Origin of the sequence: Metabacillus mangrovi (genome assembly GCF_009711125.1) — a bacterium.
Lineage (GTDB): Bacteria > Bacillota > Bacilli > Bacillales > Bacillaceae > Metabacillus_B > Metabacillus_B mangrovi.
The window spans coordinates 12736-30030 of record NZ_WMIB01000024.1 but is presented as its reverse complement, the minus strand read 5'-3'; the positions used below and the strand labels follow the sequence as shown (position 1 = coordinate 30030).

Here is a 17295-nt window from a genome sequence, read left to right as displayed (position 1 = left end):
ACCCCCATTAATTACTGAAATAATCCATCCTTTTTGCTCGATTTATAATAATGATGTAAAAAATTGCAATAATCATAAGTTCGATTGCCATTAAAAGATAAGGGTCTGTGTGCTTACTCAGCATGCTGTAATAGAGTGGTGTATACGGTTGGGCCAATTTCGTGCCTGCATAAAACAGCATTAAAATAACAACGTTTGCCACTTCCACTAGCGTATCGTTTCTTAGTATCAGCCAAATCAATCCATGCACGTAGAAATTAATGGATAGAAAAATTAGAATAAGCAGCCAAACGGGATCAAAATTGTTGACGGTGTGAATGCTGACACTATAAACCCACATGACCAGCAATGCAGATAGGACGTACCAAAGTGTAACAATAAAACCTGTTATCATTTTTATATTCCAAAATGTACTTGTGTTTTTGTGACGCAATAACTGGTTTATCTCAAAAGTATGAACTTGTTTTTTCCAAGCCAATTGTAAAATAACGACGTACCCTACACAAAAAATGATCCAGTATATCCAGTTTGAGTAATTACGGTCAACCGCACCGAACAGACTTAAAACCACTTCATCAGACTTCAAATTTGGAGTTATTAAACCGTTTTTTGAATAAATGATACAGTTTAAGACCGGTACGATTAAAGATATGAATACGATTTTAATTAAATCTCTCTTCAGCAGCCGGAAATTGAGTTTAAGGTGTTTCATACTTCTGTGTCCCTGTAGAAATTTTTATTCTTTGACAGAGTTCCAGCTAGGTTAGCTAAGATAAAAAATACAATAAATAGAGCAGCTATTATGTGAATAGGGATATAAATTACAAGTTTATTTAAGACAAGAGGAATGGCAGCGATTGTGTTTTTATCAATCACGGTGATTGAGATTATGGCGAAAGCAGATAAGACATAGTTTCCTGTTAGTTCGTAAAATATGACAAGTCCTATTCCTAATATACAAAGGATAAGGAATAGAATTAGAAGGTGTAAGAAGGATTGAAGGGCATCTGCTTGTCCTGGGAGATAGTATAAAAAAGATGTGTATTCAATGTTGATTTTTGTTAGTCGGGTCATCGTCAAATAAATAAGATAACCTATGATACTAATACTTAATACAAATAGGAAAGCTGTAATAATCACAAGCCAAATTTTATATAAAACAATTTGCTCTCTCTGTTTATATCGCCTCAAAATAACCCATTCATGATTGGTTTTTAATAAAGCACCAACCAGTAAAATAAACACCGGACAGTACGTAAATTCGAAGCGGAAAGCTGCAAGTAAATCACGGAGTGAAGCCCATTTTGCTACAGAAAAGGCTGAAATCGGCAGAACGGATAAGACCATAATAAGCGGGATTATGCTAATAAAAGAGAGTACTGCTCTTCTTTTTATAAGCAAATCTAAAGATATATATCTAAATATACTAAGATAAGACATCTTCATTTTTTCTGGCACCCCATAAGTAAATAATAGAAGCAAAGAACATAAATAATATGAAGTCTATTATGAATGGCATATAAGTAATCCCGTTAACAGGCTGTGCAGCCCGCAAAAAGTTAAACGGATCCCAATTTAACAGGCCTATCGCAGAGAATCCAACCCAGCATCCGATATAAACGATAAAAGGCATAAATAAAACCAAAAAACGGTTTTTTAGAAAAAGAGAAATAGCCAGCCCTAAACACGTATATGCGCTAGCGTACAACCCGCCTATAACATAATAGGTAAGGATGTATAAATAAGGGGAGATCGTTAATAGATTTGTGAAAACACCTTCTTCAGCACTGTATGTATTGTCTGCTAATATTGCTTGGCCATTAATAAGTTTGTTATAAGTAATTGAATAAGACGTAAAATCCCATTGCCCTGTCACCAGATTAAAAATCACGATTCCCAGCAGAAGGGGGATTAAAAAAAGAAAAAAGGAAGAAAGAAATGAGAACCATATCTTTTTAAAAAAATAGGAATAGCGGCTTGTTCGGGATAATTCATAATAAATGGTTCCACTATGTAATTCTTTAAAAATTGAATCCACAACTGGAAATGCGACTAATAAAGGAAAAATAAAGTAATAGAACTCTCCAAAGAAAGGGTTGTGTAATCCAATCCAATAGGAATGGGGAGAGATTAATGCTATGGCATCAGGGAATTTTTTATACAAATTACTCCCTAGCAAATATTCCTCGTTATAGGCTTGCACTCCAGTGTATATAGAACACAGCACAATGATGAAAAGCATTGCAAAGCTGGCATAGGTCAGCTTGTTTTTAATAAATTTATTCCATTCTGTTTTCATAGAAGTCTCCACCTTCTTTAAAAAGAAACCGTTTAGTTCTTAAACGGTTTCTTTTTTACATTTAAGACCAAGTTACTTTGTATCTGCAGTCCATCTTCCCACAACATCAACTGAGAAAGTACTCCAATTTGAAGTTTGGCCGCCTAGTTTAATTGTTTTACCCACTGCGCTATCGTCAATAGTGTAAGAAGTGAGCTTCCCGTTAATCGACATTGTAAGAAAAATTAGAAACTCTGGTGTGATCTTTCCAATTCGCTACATTTACTTTTCTTTGAGTATTATAAAGGTTTTTTTTGTAAATTAAAACAAATTTTATAGTTTTTAACAGTTAATTTACATTAAAGTCTAAACAGCAGCTGGTTAAAATGGGACATTCTATTGTTTAGATAATTTTTGATACTGACCTCGGCCGATCATCGTTCCACTGCTAAAACAAAAAAGCCGGACCCCCAAGGTCCGGCTTTCCCATATCTATTATTCAGCTTTCCCTTTAAGATCCACATCAATATTCCCGCGTGTTGCTTTGGAATATGGGCAAACCTGGTGAGCGGCTTCGATCAGTTCCTGTGCAGTTGCATCGTCAACGCCTTTTACTTTTGCTTCGAGCTGGACTTCAAGTTTGAAGCCGCCGTCTGCTTCATCTTTGCCGATGGAAACGTGGGCTGTGACTTCTGTGCCTTCTGTTTTGATTCTTTTTTGGCGGATGACAAGGTTCAGTGCGCTGTCAAAGCATGCAGAGTAGCCTGCTGCAAAAAGCTGCTCGGGATTTGTGCCGTCTCCGCCTTGGCCGCCGAGGCCTTTTGGCATGGAAACTGGGAAGTCCAGCTGTCCGTCTGAAGATTTGATGCGACCTTCGCGTCCTCCTGTTGCTGTTGCAGTTGCTGTGTAAAGTGCATTCATGATTCGTTTCCTCCTTGTTTTAGATGAATAGTCAGGTTTTTAAGCGTTTTGAGAAGCAGTTTATACTCTTCTATGGATAGCCCGAGCTTCGGGGCCACCTTATCCGGTATGCAGGATGCTTCTGTTCTAAGTTTTTCCCCGGTTGCTGTCAGGGTAATCATCATTTTGCGCTCGTCCTCTTTTGAGCGGACCCGCTGCAGGAGGCCGGACGTTTCCAGACGCTTCAGCATGGGGGTAAGAGTACCGGAATCGAGCATCAGCTTTTCGCCGATTTCTTTTACAGTTTGTCCATTTGTTTCCCAGAGAACAAGCATGACCAAGTATTGCGGAAAGGTAAGGTTCAATGGGTCAAGCATGGGTCTGTACATCGCCGATAGTTCTTTTGAGCTCGCATAGAGGGCGAAGCAGAGCTGATTTTCAAGCTTTAGTTTTGATTCATTTTCCATGATCATGGTCTTCCTTTTTTATATAAGTTGTGCACAATCTAATCTTATACAACTTAAAAAAAGAAATCAACTATTGTGCTTCGTCCGGATTTAGTTTTTCGAGCGGCTTGTCTGCCGGACCTTCCATGACCTCACCGTCAATTGTGAAGCGGGAGCCATGGCAAGGGCAGTCCCAAGACCGTTCTCCGCTGTTCCACTCTACCTCACAGCCTAAGTGTGTGCAGGTTGAATCAACAAGGTGGACGCACCCCTGTGTATCCTTGTAGGCTGCAGCCTTCTGACCTTGGTGAGTGACAAGCGCGCCTTCATCCTCCCGAAGCTCGCTGATTTTTTTCCGGGATCCAAAATCGAGCTTCCCGCTTATTAAATGGCCGGCTACATCGGCATTTTGAACGAGGAACGTCTTGATGCTTGGATCAGCGATGAAACGGGAAGGGCAAAATACTTCCTGATGCGGATTTTCCCTTTCCAATACGAGGTCCCGGAGCATCATCGCTGCTGCAGTCCCGTTCGTCATTCCCCATTTTCTATAGCCGGTCGCTGCGAGAATGGCAGGCTTATTCTTCGTGACCGGGCCGATGTATGGGATTTTATCGAGGGTGATCAAATCCTGTGCGGACCATTTGTATACCGTTTCTTTTAACCCTAGATGAACTTTTCCAAACAGTTCGAGTTCTTCATAATGCTTTTTCGTATCAAATCCCTGGCCGGTTTTATGGCTCTCGCCTCCAAGCAGGATCAGGTCACCGCCATCCATTGGTGTGCTCCGGATCGAGCGGGAGGGGGTATCCGCACTAAAATACATGCCACCCGGATAAGGGTTGTCGGTTTTGATGCCAAGAACGTAGGAGCGCTCAGCGTACATTCTTGTAAAATAAAATCCGTTGCCGTCATAAAAAGGGTAATGGGAGCATGAGAGAACATGCTTTGCCTTTACAGAAAAACCGTCTCTTGTTCTAACTTTGGCGCCGTCACCAAGCACTTCCGCGTCCACGGCAACCGTGTGTTCATAAATGGCCACGCCCATTTCCTTCAGCTTTTCGGTCATATCGGCTAAATAGGCCAGCGGGTGGAACTGTCCCTGATTTTTCATAATGATGGCCCTTTTTACCGGAACATCGAAGGGGATGGAATCTTCCATCGCACACTCTATGCCGAGCTTTACATAGGCCTTGTATTCGCTTTCGAGTTTCGTGATGTTCTTGTTTTCGTTCGTATAGATCCAGGCATCCTGATTCGAGTAATCGCAGGAAATGCCGCCTGCATATTCCCTGATGAAAGAAAGAGCCTGATCGTTCGCTTCGTAATATTTTTTCGTTTTTTCTTCACCGATGTGCTGCAGGAGCTCATCGTAAATCAGGTCGTGCTGTGCCGTTACTTTTGCTGTGGTATGTCCGGTCGTTCCGTTCAGCAGGACGTCTGCTTCAAGAAGGACCACTTTCACTCCTTCTTTAGCCAGCAGGTAGGCAGCTGTAATGCCGGTAATGCCTCCACCAACGACGACTGCATCCGTTTCGAGATCTTGCTGCAGCTTCGGAAATGTTGGGAGCGAGACTGTCTCCCGCCAGAATGGTTCAGGATTTGACGGCATAGGATTCGTTGTCAATAAATGGCCTCCTTCAATATGTACTACAGGTAATTTTTCCATGATTGCACGATTCTATGAATAGGCGTCATTCTTTAACAAAAAAGCTCTGTTAAACTTGGTTGTTGATTTCCGCTGCAGGCGTTCGCTCATCCAGGGGCGGGCGGTGAGCCTCCTCGCCGCTGCGCGACTGCGGGGTCTCACCTGTCCCGCTGCTCTCAGCTCGGAGTCTCACGCCTTTCGCTCCAATCAACAGGTGTGAAAAATCAACACTATGCTTTAACAAAGCCAACAAAAAAAGAACCCCCGATCTTCATCGGGAGTTCGTGCCTTGCCAATTTTCGGATGCAAAAGAATCTCTGCCGGATTCTGTGCGTTCCTGTTTGTATTTTTCGGGGTTCTTTTTATGGAAATTCTGGTGGTACTCTTCAGCGGGATAAAAGGGTGCCGCCTCCTGTATCGGTGTGACGATCGTTTTTTTAAACCGGCCGCTTTGTTCAAGCTTTTTTTTGGAAGCTTCTGCAGCTTTTCGCTGTTCTTCCGAATGATAAAAGATGATGGCACGGTACGATTCGCCGCGGTCGATAAACTGGCCCCCGTCATCTGTCGGGTCAATTTGCTGCCAGTACAGCTCCAGCAGCTTTTCGTAAGGGAAGAGACTTGGATCATATTGGATTTGTACAGCTTCTTTATGGCCGGTTGTTCCGGATTTCACCTGCTCGTACGTTGGGTTCTGGATGGTCCCGCCTGTATAGCCGGATAGGATGCCGTGGATGCCCGGAAGCTCATCAAACGGTTTAACCATACACCAGAAGCACCCGCCGGCAAAGGTTGCGGTTTGAATCGTCATTGCGTATTCCTCCTGTTTATCGCCCGATTGCCGCCTTCTTTTCTTCGACTAGGGGCATGACTTGTTTAGCGAAACGCTCCATCTCCTCAAGCTGCGGGGAGAATTGGAGAAGGAGCAGGTCAAGGCCTGCTTTTTCAAACTCGATAATCCGGTCTGCGATCTGTTCAGGGGTACCTATTAAATTCGGGCGGAGCCCTCTATTGGAGACCGAATAATCCTGGAGCTGGATCTGCTGTTCAAGCTTGGATTTACTTGTGAAATCATCAAAGCCTGAGTATGCAGAGGATTCTTTTACATCAGTTATGCGGGCAAGCTCTTCCAGAGCCTCTTCCTCTGAATCCCTGCAGATGACATAGGCGGCCATTCCGAATGAGGAGAAGGGCGGGCGGTTTGCCTTTTGCCTGAGCTGAACCATTTCGTTTATTTTAAGCGTGATTTCTTCTGCCGTGCCGCCATGCATAACGTAGGCATCGCAGCTGGCAGCAATGGTCTCTTTGCCGCGCTGGCTTTCCCCGCCTGCATACAGGACCGGATTCGGCTTTTGAACCGGTTTTGGGAACAGCCTGGCATTCGGTATCTGGTAATGTTTTCCTGGGTGAGAGAATGAATCCTCTGTCCAAAGGCCTTTCAGCACCCGGATGAATTCTTCCGTTCGGCTGTAGCGTTCATCATGCTCGGTGAAGATGCCGCCATATTGCCGCGCTTCTTCTTCCCACCATGCACTCACAACATTCAAAGTAAACCGGCCGCCGCTGAGCTGATCAATATTCGCTGCCATCTTGGCTGCTACGGCCGGATTGTGGAAGCCGGGCCGGATGGCTGTCATGATCTCGATTTTTTCCGTAACCGCTGCAAGAGCAGCGGCTGTCGTCCATGCTTCAAGAGAATCGTGTTCAGGCCCTTTTATGTCATTTAAATACAGCTCTGCGATCAAGGTGGTGCTGTAGCCCCACTCCTCAGCAGATTGGGTCACCTTTTTAGCGTAATCAAAAGTGGGGGGCATGTTCTCATCTTCTGTATTTCGAAGCCACCCTCCAAAAATCGGGAGCCAGAACCCATATTTCATCACATTCTCACCCTTCTAGCAAGGACAAACATATCCTTGATTGTATTTATTTTTCACCTGCTGGACAGAAGGAGCAGGGTCATCAGCTGACGCAACGGCCTCTATGATGGAAGGGGAGGGTTCTCCAGACAGCACGGAGGCAATCTCCCCGTCTGTTAAGTGGCCATGAAAGGAACCCGGCCGTTCCTGTTTGACGTTCAGGTAATCTTCGAAGTACACCCATTTGACGTATTTTCCGTCAGGACGCACGGGCTCATCGGCCTTCCCGATGGCTTCATTGTAAGCGATGAGCGGGAGGTTGACTCCTGCGTGGACGGGCAGACCGATCCATTTCCATACTCTTGTATTCACATCCAGTAATTTATATGTGTCATCCCGTTTGTCATATACAAATTCCGTTTCTGAGATTCCATAATAGCGCTGTTCTTTTATGATACGGGCACCATCGGCCTCGAAACTGCCGCCATCTGCTGACTCGACCAGACACCCGGTACCGAAATTAAGGGGGTATTGCTCTAATTTTCTGCCTGTAAACAAGCCGGCAGGCTCCCCGTCTGAATTGGTATAGGTGCAAAGAGAATAAAAGTCCGACAGGGATTCGCTGATGATTTCCTGAATAACCGTTCCGTGGCCGGATGTCCTCTCCAAAATAGAGTGAAGCTCAGGTTTGTTTTGAGCGGTAAAGGCCTTTACATGAAAAGATTCATAGAAACTGCGCTGTTCAATCGGCTTTACAATGCATGGGTAAGGAATGTCATCCGGTACTGTTCCGTTCCATTCATCCGGATACCAGGTCGCGGGTATCGGTATAGAGAGCGCGGCTGCCTTTTTATACAGTTTTTTCTTGTTCAGCAGCGATTCTGCTGCCTCCAGGCCAGCAAATGGAAAGAGATAGTACTCTTCAAGTTCCTCCCTGTAACGGGAGACGAGCAGCACCCATTCATCATTGCACGGAAATAATACGCCCTTTTTTGGAAGCCTGGCTCCGATTTCTTTGAGCAGGGAAATAAAAGCTTCTTCCTCCGTGAAAGGATTCGGGCAGTGGGCCGCCGTATGCACATATTTAGACTGAAGGCCGACGGCCCTGCCGTCGCGGTCCAGTGCCAGAACAGGAACACCCTGTTTCCCTAAAGCCCTTGTGACCGCCAGGCCTGTAATGTGTGCATTAAATACGACAGCAGGGTTCCGGCCCTCTGGAAGGGTCTGCAGCTGCCCCCATAGATCGGGTCCTTCTGTGAAAAATTCTGCCAATCTGCATCAGCTCCTTTTCTAAATAAAAACCCCTCTTCCAGAGCAGAAGAGGGGTGAACAGTCCATGATTAAGACGTCTCTTCTCTCATCTTTCAGACATACAGTCTGCAGGAATTGGCACGGTTTCACAAAATGTGTTCCGTTGCCGAGGCTTCGCAGGGCCATGTCCCTCCGCCTCTCTGGATAAGAGTGAATTTTTAGTTAAATCGATCATATGTCTGAACGGTCTTTTTGTCAAGATTGAGAGGTCGAAATACAGCACAATGAATTATTTCCTGGAAAATAATCATCCATTTTAACGAAATGTGCAGACTGAATTGTGCCGGCATCGTAATCGTCACGTACCTGTTCATGTGTTTCGGCCAGTTCCTTCATAGCTAGATGGCTTATTTTTACCCATCGTTCAGAAGCAATAGCCTGCTTCAGCCAAAAAAACAGCCCGGGAGCTGACGGTCCCGGGCTGTATGTCATGATAGGTTTTCCGACAAAAATTCCCTGACCTGGTCAGGTGTTTTCGCATTTGCGCTGTGCAGATGACCCTTCTTTTCCCCATTCTTAAAAATAAGAATGCTTGGGATGCCCATTACCTGATAGTTCTCGGCGATTTCGGGTAATTCATCTTTATTGATCTCAAACCATTGATAGGCACTGTATTCTTCAAGGATCTCATCTATGAAGAAATTCATTCTCGTACAGTCAGGGCACCAGTCTGCGAAAAATTTAATAAGCACTTCCTGATTGCCTGAAATAAGCTGATCAAACTGTTCGGTTGTTGTAATTCTTTCCATTTTGTCATCCCTCCCATCATAGTGTAATACAAATTTCGCGAATTAACGACTATTTCTTCTTGCAGAAAATATGGAAGGCTGGCGAAGGGTATAGAAGAAAACTCTACAACAAAATCACCGGGAAATGATAAAATGGTTAGAGTGAATAAAAAAGACGCACCTGATCTTTGAGGGGGATATATATCGTGAAAATTAAGTTAGGACTTGTATACGGCGGTAAATCAGCAGAACACCAAGTTTCCCTGCAGACTGCTATGGCAGTTATCCGGGCACTTGATATGGAGAAATTTGAAATCCATCCCATTTACATTACGGAAAAAGGGGAATGGGTCAGGGGAGCGCGGCTTGATGAGCCTGCTACGACAGTGGCAGCGCTCCGGCTCGGTGCAGCAGAAAGTGAAGCTGTTTTGCCGATGTCCTTGAATAAGGAGCTGTTTCCATCCAATACACCAGGTTCTGCCGAAGAGCAGCCATTTGATGTGATTTTCCCGCTTCTTCATGGACCGAATGGAGAAGACGGAACGATTCAGGGAATGCTCGAGATGATGAATATTCCTTATGTGGGCAACGGAGTCCTCTCCTCAGCGGCAGGAATGGATAAAGTAACAATGAAAAACCTGTTTGCCCAGGCTGGCCTTGCCCAGGCAGGATACGTATGGCTTATCCGCAGTGAATGGAAAAAAGATCCGGAAGCGGCTTTTGCAAAAGTGGAGAGCGGCATCGGATACCCGTGTTTCGTTAAGCCGGCGAACCTTGGTTCAAGCGTTGGGATCAGTAAGTGCAAAAACCGGGAAGAGCTTGAAGCGGCTTTCGAAGAAGCTTTCTCTTATGACCGTAAAATCATTGTGGAAGAAGCGATTATCGGACGTGAAATTGAAATTGGCGTTATTGGAAACGATAACCCTAAATGCTCAGTAGCCGGCGAGATTGCTCCTAAAAAAGAGTTCTATGATTACAAGGCAAAATATGTGGACGGGGATACGGAAATGATGATTCCGGCTTCGGTCACAGAAGAAGAATATGCACTCATCGAAATGATGGCTATCACAGCATTTAAAGCCATTGACGGTGCAGGACTCGTTCGAGCGGACTTTTTCCTTACGGAAGATGGCAGAGCGCTGATCAATGAAGTAAACACCATGCCCGGCTTTACTCCGTTCAGCATGTTCCCGCTTCTATGGAAACATACAGGACTTGAATACCCTGAGCTGATTGAAGCACTAGTCCAGCTTGGAATTGAACGGCATGAAGAAAAACAGCAAATTAAACATACGTTTTAATGGATAAGGGTCGGCTGATTCCGCCTCTGCAGCAGCAGAGTCCGGAATGCCGGCCTGTGCCGATTTAAAAGGAGGGAACAGCTGAACATGATTAAGCGTACATTAGCGGAAATTCAGGATATGTCAGGGGGGGAAGGCCTGGCCCAGTCATTTGAAACAATTGAGATCGATGGCATCTCCACTGATTCCAGAAGCATCCGGAAAGGTTCTTTATTCGTCCCGATTACCGGAGACAATTTTAACGGCCATCGTTTTGCGGATAAAGCATTAGCTGAAGGGGCTGCTGCAATCCTGTGGGCGAAAAATGAGCACAACCCGCCTCAAGATGTACCCGTTATCTATGTAGATGACACACTCGCGGCGCTTCAGATGCTTGCAAAAACATACAAAGAGCAGCTGAACGTTAAAGTTGCCGGAGTTACAGGAAGCAATGGCAAAACGACAACGAAAGATCTTTTGGCTTCCGCCCTGTCAGCATCTTTTAAGGTACATAAAACACAGGGTAATTTTAACAACCATATCGGACTCCCGCTTACGCTTCTGGCAATGCCTGAGGACACGGAGGCAGTGGTTCTTGAAATGGGGATGAGCTCAAAAGGAGAAATTGAGCTTCTATCAAAGCTCGCCCGTCCGGATGCAGCGGTGATTACGAACATTGGTGAATCCCATATGATGGATCTCGGTTCAAGGGAAGGAATTGCTGAGGCGAAGCTTGAAATTGCCATTGGTTTGAAAGAAGAAGGCACCTTGTATTACTTCGGTGACGAGCCGCTGTTAAGAGAGAGAGTGCCTGCTGTTAATCGAAGAACCGTGACGTTTGGGGAAACAGACCGGAATGATCTTTATCCGGCCGATTTTCATCAATCAGAATCCGGGGTCGAATTTACTGTCCAGCCTGAGGGCAGCAGGTTCAGCGTTCCTGTTCTCGGAAAGCATAATGTCTGGAATGCCCTTGCGGCGATTGCTGTCGCAAGAAGCTTTGGCCTGAATGATGAAATGATTAGTAAGGGACTTGAGAATCTGGCTATGACGGCTATGCGGCTTGAGCTGGCCAAAACCGAGAGGGGCTGGGCGGTCATTAATGATGCCTACAATGCAAGCCCCACGTCCATGAAAGCAGCCATCAGGCTTGCGGAGGACCTGGAAGGCTATTCCCGCCGAATTCTGATCCTTGGGGATATGCTTGAGCTCGGTGACCGGGAAGAGGCATTTCATGAAGAGACAGGGGAAGCGATCACAGCACGCTCGAGCTATGTGTTTACTTATGGCAAGCTCGGAGCCTTTATTGCTGAGGGTGCCAAAAAGAACCTTCAGGAAGATCAAATAAAAAGTTTTTTGGATAAAGAAAAACTTATTCAGGCCGTAAAAGAATTTGCGCAACAAGGAGATCTTTTCCTTGTAAAAGCATCCAGAGGCATGAGACTCGAGGAAGTTGTTTCAGCTCTGTCTGAGTAAATGTAAAAAATAACAAAAATTTGTCTTTTCGATTCCTCCTGAGCGGGTAAGCTGTATTATAAAGACCCAAAACCAGGAGCTGAGGAGATGAAAGGCTGTTTGTTTATTCATGGTTTTACGGGGGCTCCGGATGAAGTGGTGCCGCTGGCCGAATTTGTCAAAGAGCATACGAAGTGGGATATCCGGATTCCGTGTCTCCCTGGCCACGATCAGCCAGGTGCCCTTAGAGGAGTGGCTTTCCAAAGGTGGATCGAGTGTGCAGAGAATGAACTGGCGGATTTGCTGGAAGCATGTGAAGAGGTCTACATCGCAGGCTTTTCGATGGGAGGCATGATTGCATCCTATCTGGCGACAAAATATCCGGTGAAAAAGCTCGTGCTGCTGAGCGCTGCCGCATACTATGTGAACCCCCGGCAGGTGATCAAGGACATCCGGCTTGTAATTGAAGATGGGATGAAAGGTACGCTGAATGAAAATGAAGTGTATCTCCGCTACAGGAAAAAAATAACGGAAACGCCAATTTTATCCACTCTCCAATTCCGGAAGCTTGTTAAATATACGAAGCCCAGACTTCCGGAAATCACAATACCGGTTCTGATTGTCCAAGGGGAATGTGATGGGATCGTCCCGATGAAAAGCGCTCATTACCTGTATCGAACGATCGGCTCGAAGGAGAAAAAGCTTTGTTTTCTCCCTGCCTCGACCCACCTTGTCTGCCATGGGGAAGACTTCGAAGAACTGGCGAAAGAAACAGCCGCTTTTTTAGGCATCAGGCAATATGAAACAGAAAAGGTTTAAATAAGGTTTTTATGAATCATTGTTTTCATTCCTATTACGTGCTATGATTAAATTTAAGTGTTTACGGGCTTCGTAAAGAAGAATGAAACTGAAACTAAAGTCTGTGAAGACTATAACTAAGTCTGAAAAGACTGGATAAATAAAGGAGTATGAATAAATTTGAATACAAAGTTTCAAGAATTAGGTTTAAGCGAAAATCTTATGAAGGCAATCAACAAAATGGGTTTCGAAGAAGCGACTCCCATTCAGGCACAGACCATTCCATTGGGTCTTCAAGGTAAAGACATTATTGGCCAGGCACAGACAGGAACAGGTAAAACCGCTGCTTTCGGATTGCCGCTGATCGAGAAAATCGACCCTGAAAACCAAAACATCCAATCCATTATCATTGCACCGACACGGGAGCTTGCTGTTCAAGTATCAGAAGAGCTTTTCAAGCTTAGCTACTACAAGCGTTCCCGCGTGCTTCCAATCTATGGAGGACAGGACATCAGCCGTCAGATCCGTGCGCTGAAGAAAAACCCTCATATCATCGTTGGAACACCTGGACGTTTGCTTGACCACATCAACCGCAAAACGTTGAAGCTTGACGGCGTTCATACAGTTGTTCTTGATGAAGCAGATGAAATGCTGAACATGGGATTCATCGAAGATATCGAATCCATCCTTTCAAATGTACCGGCTGAGCACCAAACCCTGCTGTTCTCCGCTACAATGCCGGATCCGATCCGCCGCATTGCTGAGCGTTTCATGCAGAACCCTGAACTTGTTAAAGTGAAATCCAAAGAAGTAACAACACCAAACATTCAGCAATTTTACATCAACACTCACGAAAAACAGAAGTTTGATGTTCTGACACGTCTGCTGGATATTCAATCTCCTGAGCTTGCGATCGTGTTCGGCCGTACAAAACGCCGTGTCGATGAGCTTACAGAAGCATTGAACCTTCGCGGATACACAGCTGAAGGAATCCATGGCGACTTGAGCCAGGCCCGCAGAATGTCTGCTCTTCGCAAGTTTAAAAACGGCAGCATCGATGTACTCGTTGCAACAGACGTAGCTGCCCGCGGACTTGATATTTCCGGTGTAACCCATGTCTACAACTTCGATGTGCCTCAGGATCCGGAAAGCTATGTACACCGTATCGGACGTACAGGCCGTGCTGGAAAAACAGGAATGGCGATGACATTCATCACTTCCCGTGAAATGGATATGCTGAAAAGCATCGAACGTACGACAAAACGCAAAATGGACAAAATGAATGCTCCGACTCTTGATCAGGCTCTTGAAGGCCAGCAAACGATGACAGCGGAAAAAATCCGTTCCCTCATCGAAGAAGGCAACTTGTCTTACTACAGCAAAGCAGCATCCCAGCTGCTTGAAGAATTCGACGCTGAATCTGTAGTAGCAGCAGTTATCAAGCTGATGACAAAAGAACCGGACCAAACACCAATTAAGCTTACCGATGAACCGCCTGCATTCTCAAAACGCGGCGGCGGCGGAAAAGGCTCAGGCGGCGGCTACAAAGGCGGCAGCCGCAACCGTCGTGAAGGCTACAAAGGCGGCAACCGCTCTTACAACGACAAAGGGCGCGGCGGCCAGCAAAGAAGAAGCGGCGGCAGCAGCAACAGCGGCAAAAACAAAGCTTACTCTAACTGATCCATTCAACAGCACCTGTTCATGCAGGTGCTGTTTTTATTTTGCAGACACCGCCCTGCAGCCCTCAAAACCGCTGGGGTTAAGCTGCTGCCTAATAAAAAAATCCGCCTTCATTTTTAAATAAGCGGGATTCCCTTTATACTTATCAGTAGATATGAAACTTTTTCCTGCTTCTGCCGTATTGTTTAGTACCTGTAATCAGAAAAGGTCATCAGATTGGCCGTTGTAAAGAAATTCGTAAGGGGGAGTTGGATGTGAGAGAGAAACCGGGGAATCAGATCAGCATGAAAGCAAAGACTGTCTGGCAAATCACGGGGATGATTACAGCAGGGGTATTCGCATTGCTCGATGCCGCTCTTTGGCTGCTTGTATTTTGGCAGAGTTGGCCGATGTGGCTGGCTGCCGGAGGGGCAGCTGCTGCCATTTTGATTGCTGTGTTTTATGGCTGGCTTATTCCGTTGTACCGGCAGCGATTTTGGAGATATGAGGTGCATGAACAGGAGATTGATCTTCAGTATGGATGGGTGACGGTCAAGAGGACGATTATCCCGATGGTCCGGGTCCAGCATGTGGATACGAAACAGGGCCCGCTCCTTAGGAAATATAAGCTTTCCTCTGTTGAGATCTCGACTGCTGCGACGAAGCATGAGATCCCTGCCCTCGATATGGAGGAAGCAGACAGGCTGAGAGATTCGATCTCCCGTCTGGCAAGGGTGAGTGACGATGATGTCTGATCCGAAGCGCCTGCATCCGGCAACGGTCCTTATCCATTTTCTTAAATCGCTGAAAGAGATGATTATTCCGCTTGGAATCTTTATTTTTGCCAACCGTGCCGATGGCTTGCTCGGAGCCTTGCTGTACGGAGGGGCCGGCTTGTTTTTGCTTCTCCTGGCGGCTTTCGGCTTGATGAAGTGGCTGAAGTTTACATACCGCATTGAAGAGGATGAATTGCGGATTGAGCAGGGGCTGTTTGTAAAACAGCGCCGTTATGTGCCGGTTGAACGGGTACAAACCATTAACACAACAGCAGGAATCGTTCAGCAGATGTTCGGGCTTGTCCGCCTCGAAATTGAAACGGCAAGCGGAGGGAAAGAAGCTGAAATCGAGCTGACCGCAATCTCAAAGGGAGAAGCAGCTGCCATAAAAGAAGCCCTATACGAACGGAAGCAACTGCTTGGCACACAAAGGAAAGAGGCAGAAGAGGCCGGTTCAGCTCCTGAGAAAACGTATAAAATGTCTCAAAAGGAACTGATGATCGGAGCAGCGACAAGCAGCGGGATAGGGGTTATTCTTTCGGCTGTTTTCGCATTTGGCTCACAGGTGGATGAATTGCTCCCGATCGACAGGATCCTGGGCCGGTTTGAGTTCCTGATCCATTCGAGCGTCCCGTTTCTTGCTCTGCTAATTTTTATCGGTTTTCTGGCGGCATGGCTTCTTTCCATGGCCGGAATTTTGCTGAAATATGCGCGTTTTTCCCTTGTGAAATCAGGAGATGATCTAGTGATTTCACGGGGTCTGCTCGAAAAAAAACAGCTTACGATCCCTGTTAAGCGTATTCAGGCCGTGAAAATAACGGAGAATCCTCTGAGACAGCCGCTTGGGTATGCGACAGTTCAGCTGATTTGTGCAGGCGGAAAAGAAGATAAGGATGGTCTTTCGGCAGCGATTTTCCCGTTTGTGAAAAAGGAGAGAGCTGAATCGCTGCTGAAGGAATTTCTGCCCCAATATGCATACAGCAGCGAAAAAATTCCGGTTCCGAAGAGGGCGATGCGAAAGTACATCATCCGGTACGTCTGGCCCTCTCTGATTCCGGCAGGGATCCTCATCTTTTTATTCCCTGGATGGGGTCTTTTCTCCCTCCTGCTCCTGCCACTCTTTTTGTTATTTGGCTATATGGCTTACCGGGATGCAGGCTATCATTTAGAAGGAAAGCAGCTGACCCTTCATATGAGAGCGATTTCCAGAATATCCGTCATTCTGCCAAAGAAGAGGATGCAGCAGTTTCAATTGCAGCAAAATCTTTTCCAGCAATCAGGAGAACTGGCAACGGTTAAAGCAGCGGTCATGTCCAGCAGCCTGGGTGCTCAGTTTGCTGTGAGGGATCTGGAGTTTGCTGAAGCGGAACGTCTGTATGACTGGTATTCCGGCTTAAAAAAACATGTAGAAAACCCCGATCACCGCAAGGATAAAGAGGATCACCATCCAGACTGGCAAGGTCCGGCTGACTGATCTGCTCCGGCTAGCAACACTGTAGTACGTATAGTGGACAAACGCTTCTTTTTGAAAAAGGATCGGTCCCAATGCGAACCCAGCCACTCCGCCAAAAAGATGCGCTGTCAGATTAATGGATGGAGACAGGAGTGAAGTAACAAAGCTGAGGGCAACAATGATAGAAAGAATCTGTACATTTACTGGGCTGATTTTTCCTTTTCTGAAAAAAGCAGCAAACAGATAGGCGCCGAACAATCCGAAGATGGCTCCGGACGCCCCCACATGGCTGTAGCTGCCCGGCAGAAGCAATAAGGTAGCGGCATTCCCGGCAACGCCGGCAAGCAAATAGAGGAGACTGAATTTCCATCTGCCAAGCATCTGTTCAAGAGCTGGAGCAAAAAGAATGAGAGAAACCGTATTAAAAAAAAGATGGGAAAAGCCTGCATGGAGAAATAAAGGGGTCACAAGCCTCCACCACTCTCCTGCAAGAATAGCTGAATTAAATCCGTCAATTTCTGAAAACCAGTAAGCAGCATCTTTAAACGGGAGAAGAAAGACCAGCCATAAGGCTGTATGAATAGCGGCAATAGAAGAAGTAACCGGATATTTAGAAAGAAATTCTGAAAAAGTTTCTGTCCGTGTAAACACAGGGCCCGCCCCTTTCCTTATTTATTTCCATTTATATGGAGGGACACAGGGATTAGTAC

The 17295-nt window shown here is 45.8% G+C and carries 18 protein-coding genes and 1 riboswitch; of the genes, 6 read left to right on the top strand and 12 right to left on the bottom strand.

Annotated features, from left to right (window positions below):
• Nucleotides 1-7: 7 nt before the first annotated feature.
• The 11 genes from GKZ89_RS17465 to GKZ89_RS17415 form a co-directional block, all read right to left on the bottom strand.
• Entirely contained in the window at nucleotides 8-712 is a 705-nt protein-coding gene (locus tag GKZ89_RS17465; RefSeq protein ID WP_155113686.1) for a hypothetical protein, read from the bottom strand.
• Nucleotides 709-1446, bottom strand: a complete 738-nt coding sequence (locus GKZ89_RS17460; RefSeq protein WP_155113685.1) for a hypothetical protein — start codon at nucleotides 1444-1446, stop codon at nucleotides 709-711. The genes GKZ89_RS17465 and GKZ89_RS17460 overlap by 4 nt, the downstream gene beginning before the upstream one ends.
• Complete coding sequence (locus tag GKZ89_RS17455; RefSeq protein ID WP_155113684.1) at nucleotides 1427-2299, bottom strand: NADH dehydrogenase FAD-containing subunit; 873 nt, start codon at nucleotides 2297-2299, stop codon at nucleotides 1427-1429. Before GKZ89_RS17455 ends, GKZ89_RS17460 begins: the two co-directional genes overlap by 20 nt.
• A gap of 474 nt (nucleotides 2300-2773) precedes the next feature.
• Nucleotides 2774-3199 carry an organic hydroperoxide resistance protein gene (locus GKZ89_RS17450; RefSeq protein WP_155113683.1) on the bottom strand — a complete coding sequence of 142 codons (426 nt, stop codon included), beginning with the start codon at nucleotides 3197-3199 and terminating at the stop codon, nucleotides 2774-2776.
• Nucleotides 3196-3645 (bottom strand): MarR family winged helix-turn-helix transcriptional regulator, encoded by a 450-nt coding sequence (locus GKZ89_RS17445; RefSeq protein WP_155113682.1) that lies wholly within the window; start codon nucleotides 3643-3645, stop codon nucleotides 3196-3198. Before GKZ89_RS17445 ends, GKZ89_RS17450 begins: the two co-directional genes overlap by 4 nt.
• A 70-nt stretch (nucleotides 3646-3715) precedes the next feature.
• Nucleotides 3716-5251: an FAD-dependent oxidoreductase gene (locus tag GKZ89_RS17440; protein WP_430697562.1), complete on the bottom strand. Its 1536-nt coding sequence runs from the start codon at nucleotides 5249-5251 to the stop codon at nucleotides 3716-3718.
• 292 nt (nucleotides 5252-5543) lie between these two features.
• Nucleotides 5544-6080 carry a peptide-methionine (S)-S-oxide reductase MsrA gene (gene msrA, locus GKZ89_RS17435; RefSeq protein WP_155113681.1) on the bottom strand — a complete coding sequence of 179 codons (537 nt, stop codon included), beginning with the start codon at nucleotides 6078-6080 and terminating at the stop codon, nucleotides 5544-5546.
• Between the two features lie 16 nt (nucleotides 6081-6096).
• The gene (locus tag GKZ89_RS17430; RefSeq protein ID WP_155113720.1) at nucleotides 6097-7146 is read right to left on the bottom strand and encodes an LLM class flavin-dependent oxidoreductase; all 1050 of its coding nucleotides are present in this window, start codon (nucleotides 7144-7146) and stop codon (nucleotides 6097-6099) included.
• A 15-nt stretch (nucleotides 7147-7161) separates the two neighbouring features.
• On the bottom strand, nucleotides 7162-8397 hold the full coding sequence (locus GKZ89_RS17425; RefSeq protein ID WP_155113680.1) for a carboxylate--amine ligase: 1236 nt from the start codon (nucleotides 8395-8397) through the stop codon (nucleotides 7162-7164).
• Between the two features lie 82 nt (nucleotides 8398-8479).
• A riboswitch (SAM riboswitch) is annotated at nucleotides 8480-8587 on the bottom strand.
• Nucleotides 8588-8631: 44 nt separating this feature from the next.
• Nucleotides 8632-8772, bottom strand: a complete 141-nt coding sequence (locus GKZ89_RS21645; RefSeq protein ID WP_430697575.1) for a DUF4025 domain-containing protein — start codon at nucleotides 8770-8772, stop codon at nucleotides 8632-8634.
• A 92-nt stretch (nucleotides 8773-8864) separates the two neighbouring features.
• Nucleotides 8865-9185 carry a thioredoxin family protein gene (locus GKZ89_RS17415; protein WP_155113678.1) on the bottom strand — a complete coding sequence of 107 codons (321 nt, stop codon included), beginning with the start codon at nucleotides 9183-9185 and terminating at the stop codon, nucleotides 8865-8867.
• A gap of 182 nt (nucleotides 9186-9367) precedes the next feature.
• Between GKZ89_RS17415 and GKZ89_RS17410 the strand changes: the two genes are divergently transcribed.
• From GKZ89_RS17410 to GKZ89_RS17385, 6 genes are all read left to right on the top strand, one after another.
• Entirely contained in the window at nucleotides 9368-10465 is a 1098-nt protein-coding gene (locus tag GKZ89_RS17410) for a D-alanine--D-alanine ligase (RefSeq protein WP_162357055.1), read from the top strand.
• An 87-nt stretch (nucleotides 10466-10552) separates the two neighbouring features.
• Nucleotides 10553-11920, top strand: coding sequence for a UDP-N-acetylmuramoyl-tripeptide--D-alanyl-D-alanine ligase (locus tag GKZ89_RS17405; protein ID WP_155113676.1), 1368 nt, complete (start codon nucleotides 10553-10555; stop codon nucleotides 11918-11920).
• 87 nt (nucleotides 11921-12007) lie between these two features.
• The gene (locus GKZ89_RS17400; RefSeq protein WP_155113675.1) at nucleotides 12008-12718 is read left to right on the top strand and encodes an alpha/beta hydrolase; all 711 of its coding nucleotides are present in this window, start codon (nucleotides 12008-12010) and stop codon (nucleotides 12716-12718) included.
• Nucleotides 12719-12919: 201 nt separating this feature from the next.
• Nucleotides 12920-14377 carry a degradosome RNA helicase CshA gene (gene cshA / locus GKZ89_RS17395; protein ID WP_155113719.1) on the top strand — a complete coding sequence of 486 codons (1458 nt, stop codon included), beginning with the start codon at nucleotides 12920-12922 and terminating at the stop codon, nucleotides 14375-14377.
• 254 nt (nucleotides 14378-14631) lie between these two features.
• Nucleotides 14632-15111: a PH domain-containing protein gene (locus tag GKZ89_RS17390; RefSeq protein ID WP_162357042.1), complete on the top strand. Its 480-nt coding sequence runs from the start codon at nucleotides 14632-14634 to the stop codon at nucleotides 15109-15111.
• Nucleotides 15101-16606 carry a PH domain-containing protein gene (locus GKZ89_RS17385; protein ID WP_155113674.1) on the top strand — a complete coding sequence of 502 codons (1506 nt, stop codon included), beginning with the start codon at nucleotides 15101-15103 and terminating at the stop codon, nucleotides 16604-16606. Before GKZ89_RS17390 ends, GKZ89_RS17385 begins: the two co-directional genes overlap by 11 nt.
• On the opposite strand, the gene GKZ89_RS17380 is transcribed toward GKZ89_RS17385, so the two are convergent.
• The gene (locus GKZ89_RS17380) at nucleotides 16526-17236 is read right to left on the bottom strand and encodes a rhomboid family intramembrane serine protease (protein ID WP_162357028.1); all 711 of its coding nucleotides are present in this window, start codon (nucleotides 17234-17236) and stop codon (nucleotides 16526-16528) included. The two genes, GKZ89_RS17385 and GKZ89_RS17380, sit on opposite strands and share 81 nt — an antisense overlap.
• Nucleotides 17237-17295: the final 59 nt, after the last annotated feature.

Coding starts and splice junctions, on each gene's coding strand:
- GKZ89_RS17465 (WP_155113686.1), bottom strand. CDS start 712: ATGAAACACCTTAAACTCAATTTCCGGCTGCTGAAGAGAGATTTAATT.
- GKZ89_RS17460 (WP_155113685.1), bottom strand. CDS start 1,446: ATGAAGATGTCTTATCTTAGTATATTTAGATATATATCTTTAGATTTG.
- GKZ89_RS17455 (WP_155113684.1), bottom strand. CDS start 2,299: ATGAAAACAGAATGGAATAAATTTATTAAAAACAAGCTGACCTATGCC.
- GKZ89_RS17450 (WP_155113683.1), bottom strand. CDS start 3,199: ATGAATGCACTTTACACAGCAACTGCAACAGCAACAGGAGGACGCGAA.
- GKZ89_RS17445 (WP_155113682.1), bottom strand. CDS start 3,645: ATGGAAAATGAATCAAAACTAAAGCTTGAAAATCAGCTCTGCTTCGCC.
- msrA (WP_155113681.1), bottom strand. CDS start 6,080: ATGACGATTCAAACCGCAACCTTTGCCGGCGGGTGCTTCTGGTGTATG.
- GKZ89_RS17430 (WP_155113720.1), bottom strand. CDS start 7,146: ATGAAATATGGGTTCTGGCTCCCGATTTTTGGAGGGTGGCTTCGAAAT.
- GKZ89_RS21645 (WP_430697575.1), bottom strand. CDS start 8,772: ATGAAGGAACTGGCCGAAACACATGAACAGGTACGTGACGATTACGAT.
- GKZ89_RS17415 (WP_155113678.1), bottom strand. CDS start 9,185: ATGGAAAGAATTACAACAACCGAACAGTTTGATCAGCTTATTTCAGGC.
- GKZ89_RS17405 (WP_155113676.1), top strand. CDS start 10,553: ATGATTAAGCGTACATTAGCGGAAATTCAGGATATGTCAGGGGGGGAA.
- GKZ89_RS17400 (WP_155113675.1), top strand. CDS start 12,008: ATGAAAGGCTGTTTGTTTATTCATGGTTTTACGGGGGCTCCGGATGAA.
- cshA (WP_155113719.1), top strand. CDS start 12,920: ATGAAGGCAATCAACAAAATGGGTTTCGAAGAAGCGACTCCCATTCAG.
- GKZ89_RS17385 (WP_155113674.1), top strand. CDS start 15,101: ATGATGTCTGATCCGAAGCGCCTGCATCCGGCAACGGTCCTTATCCAT.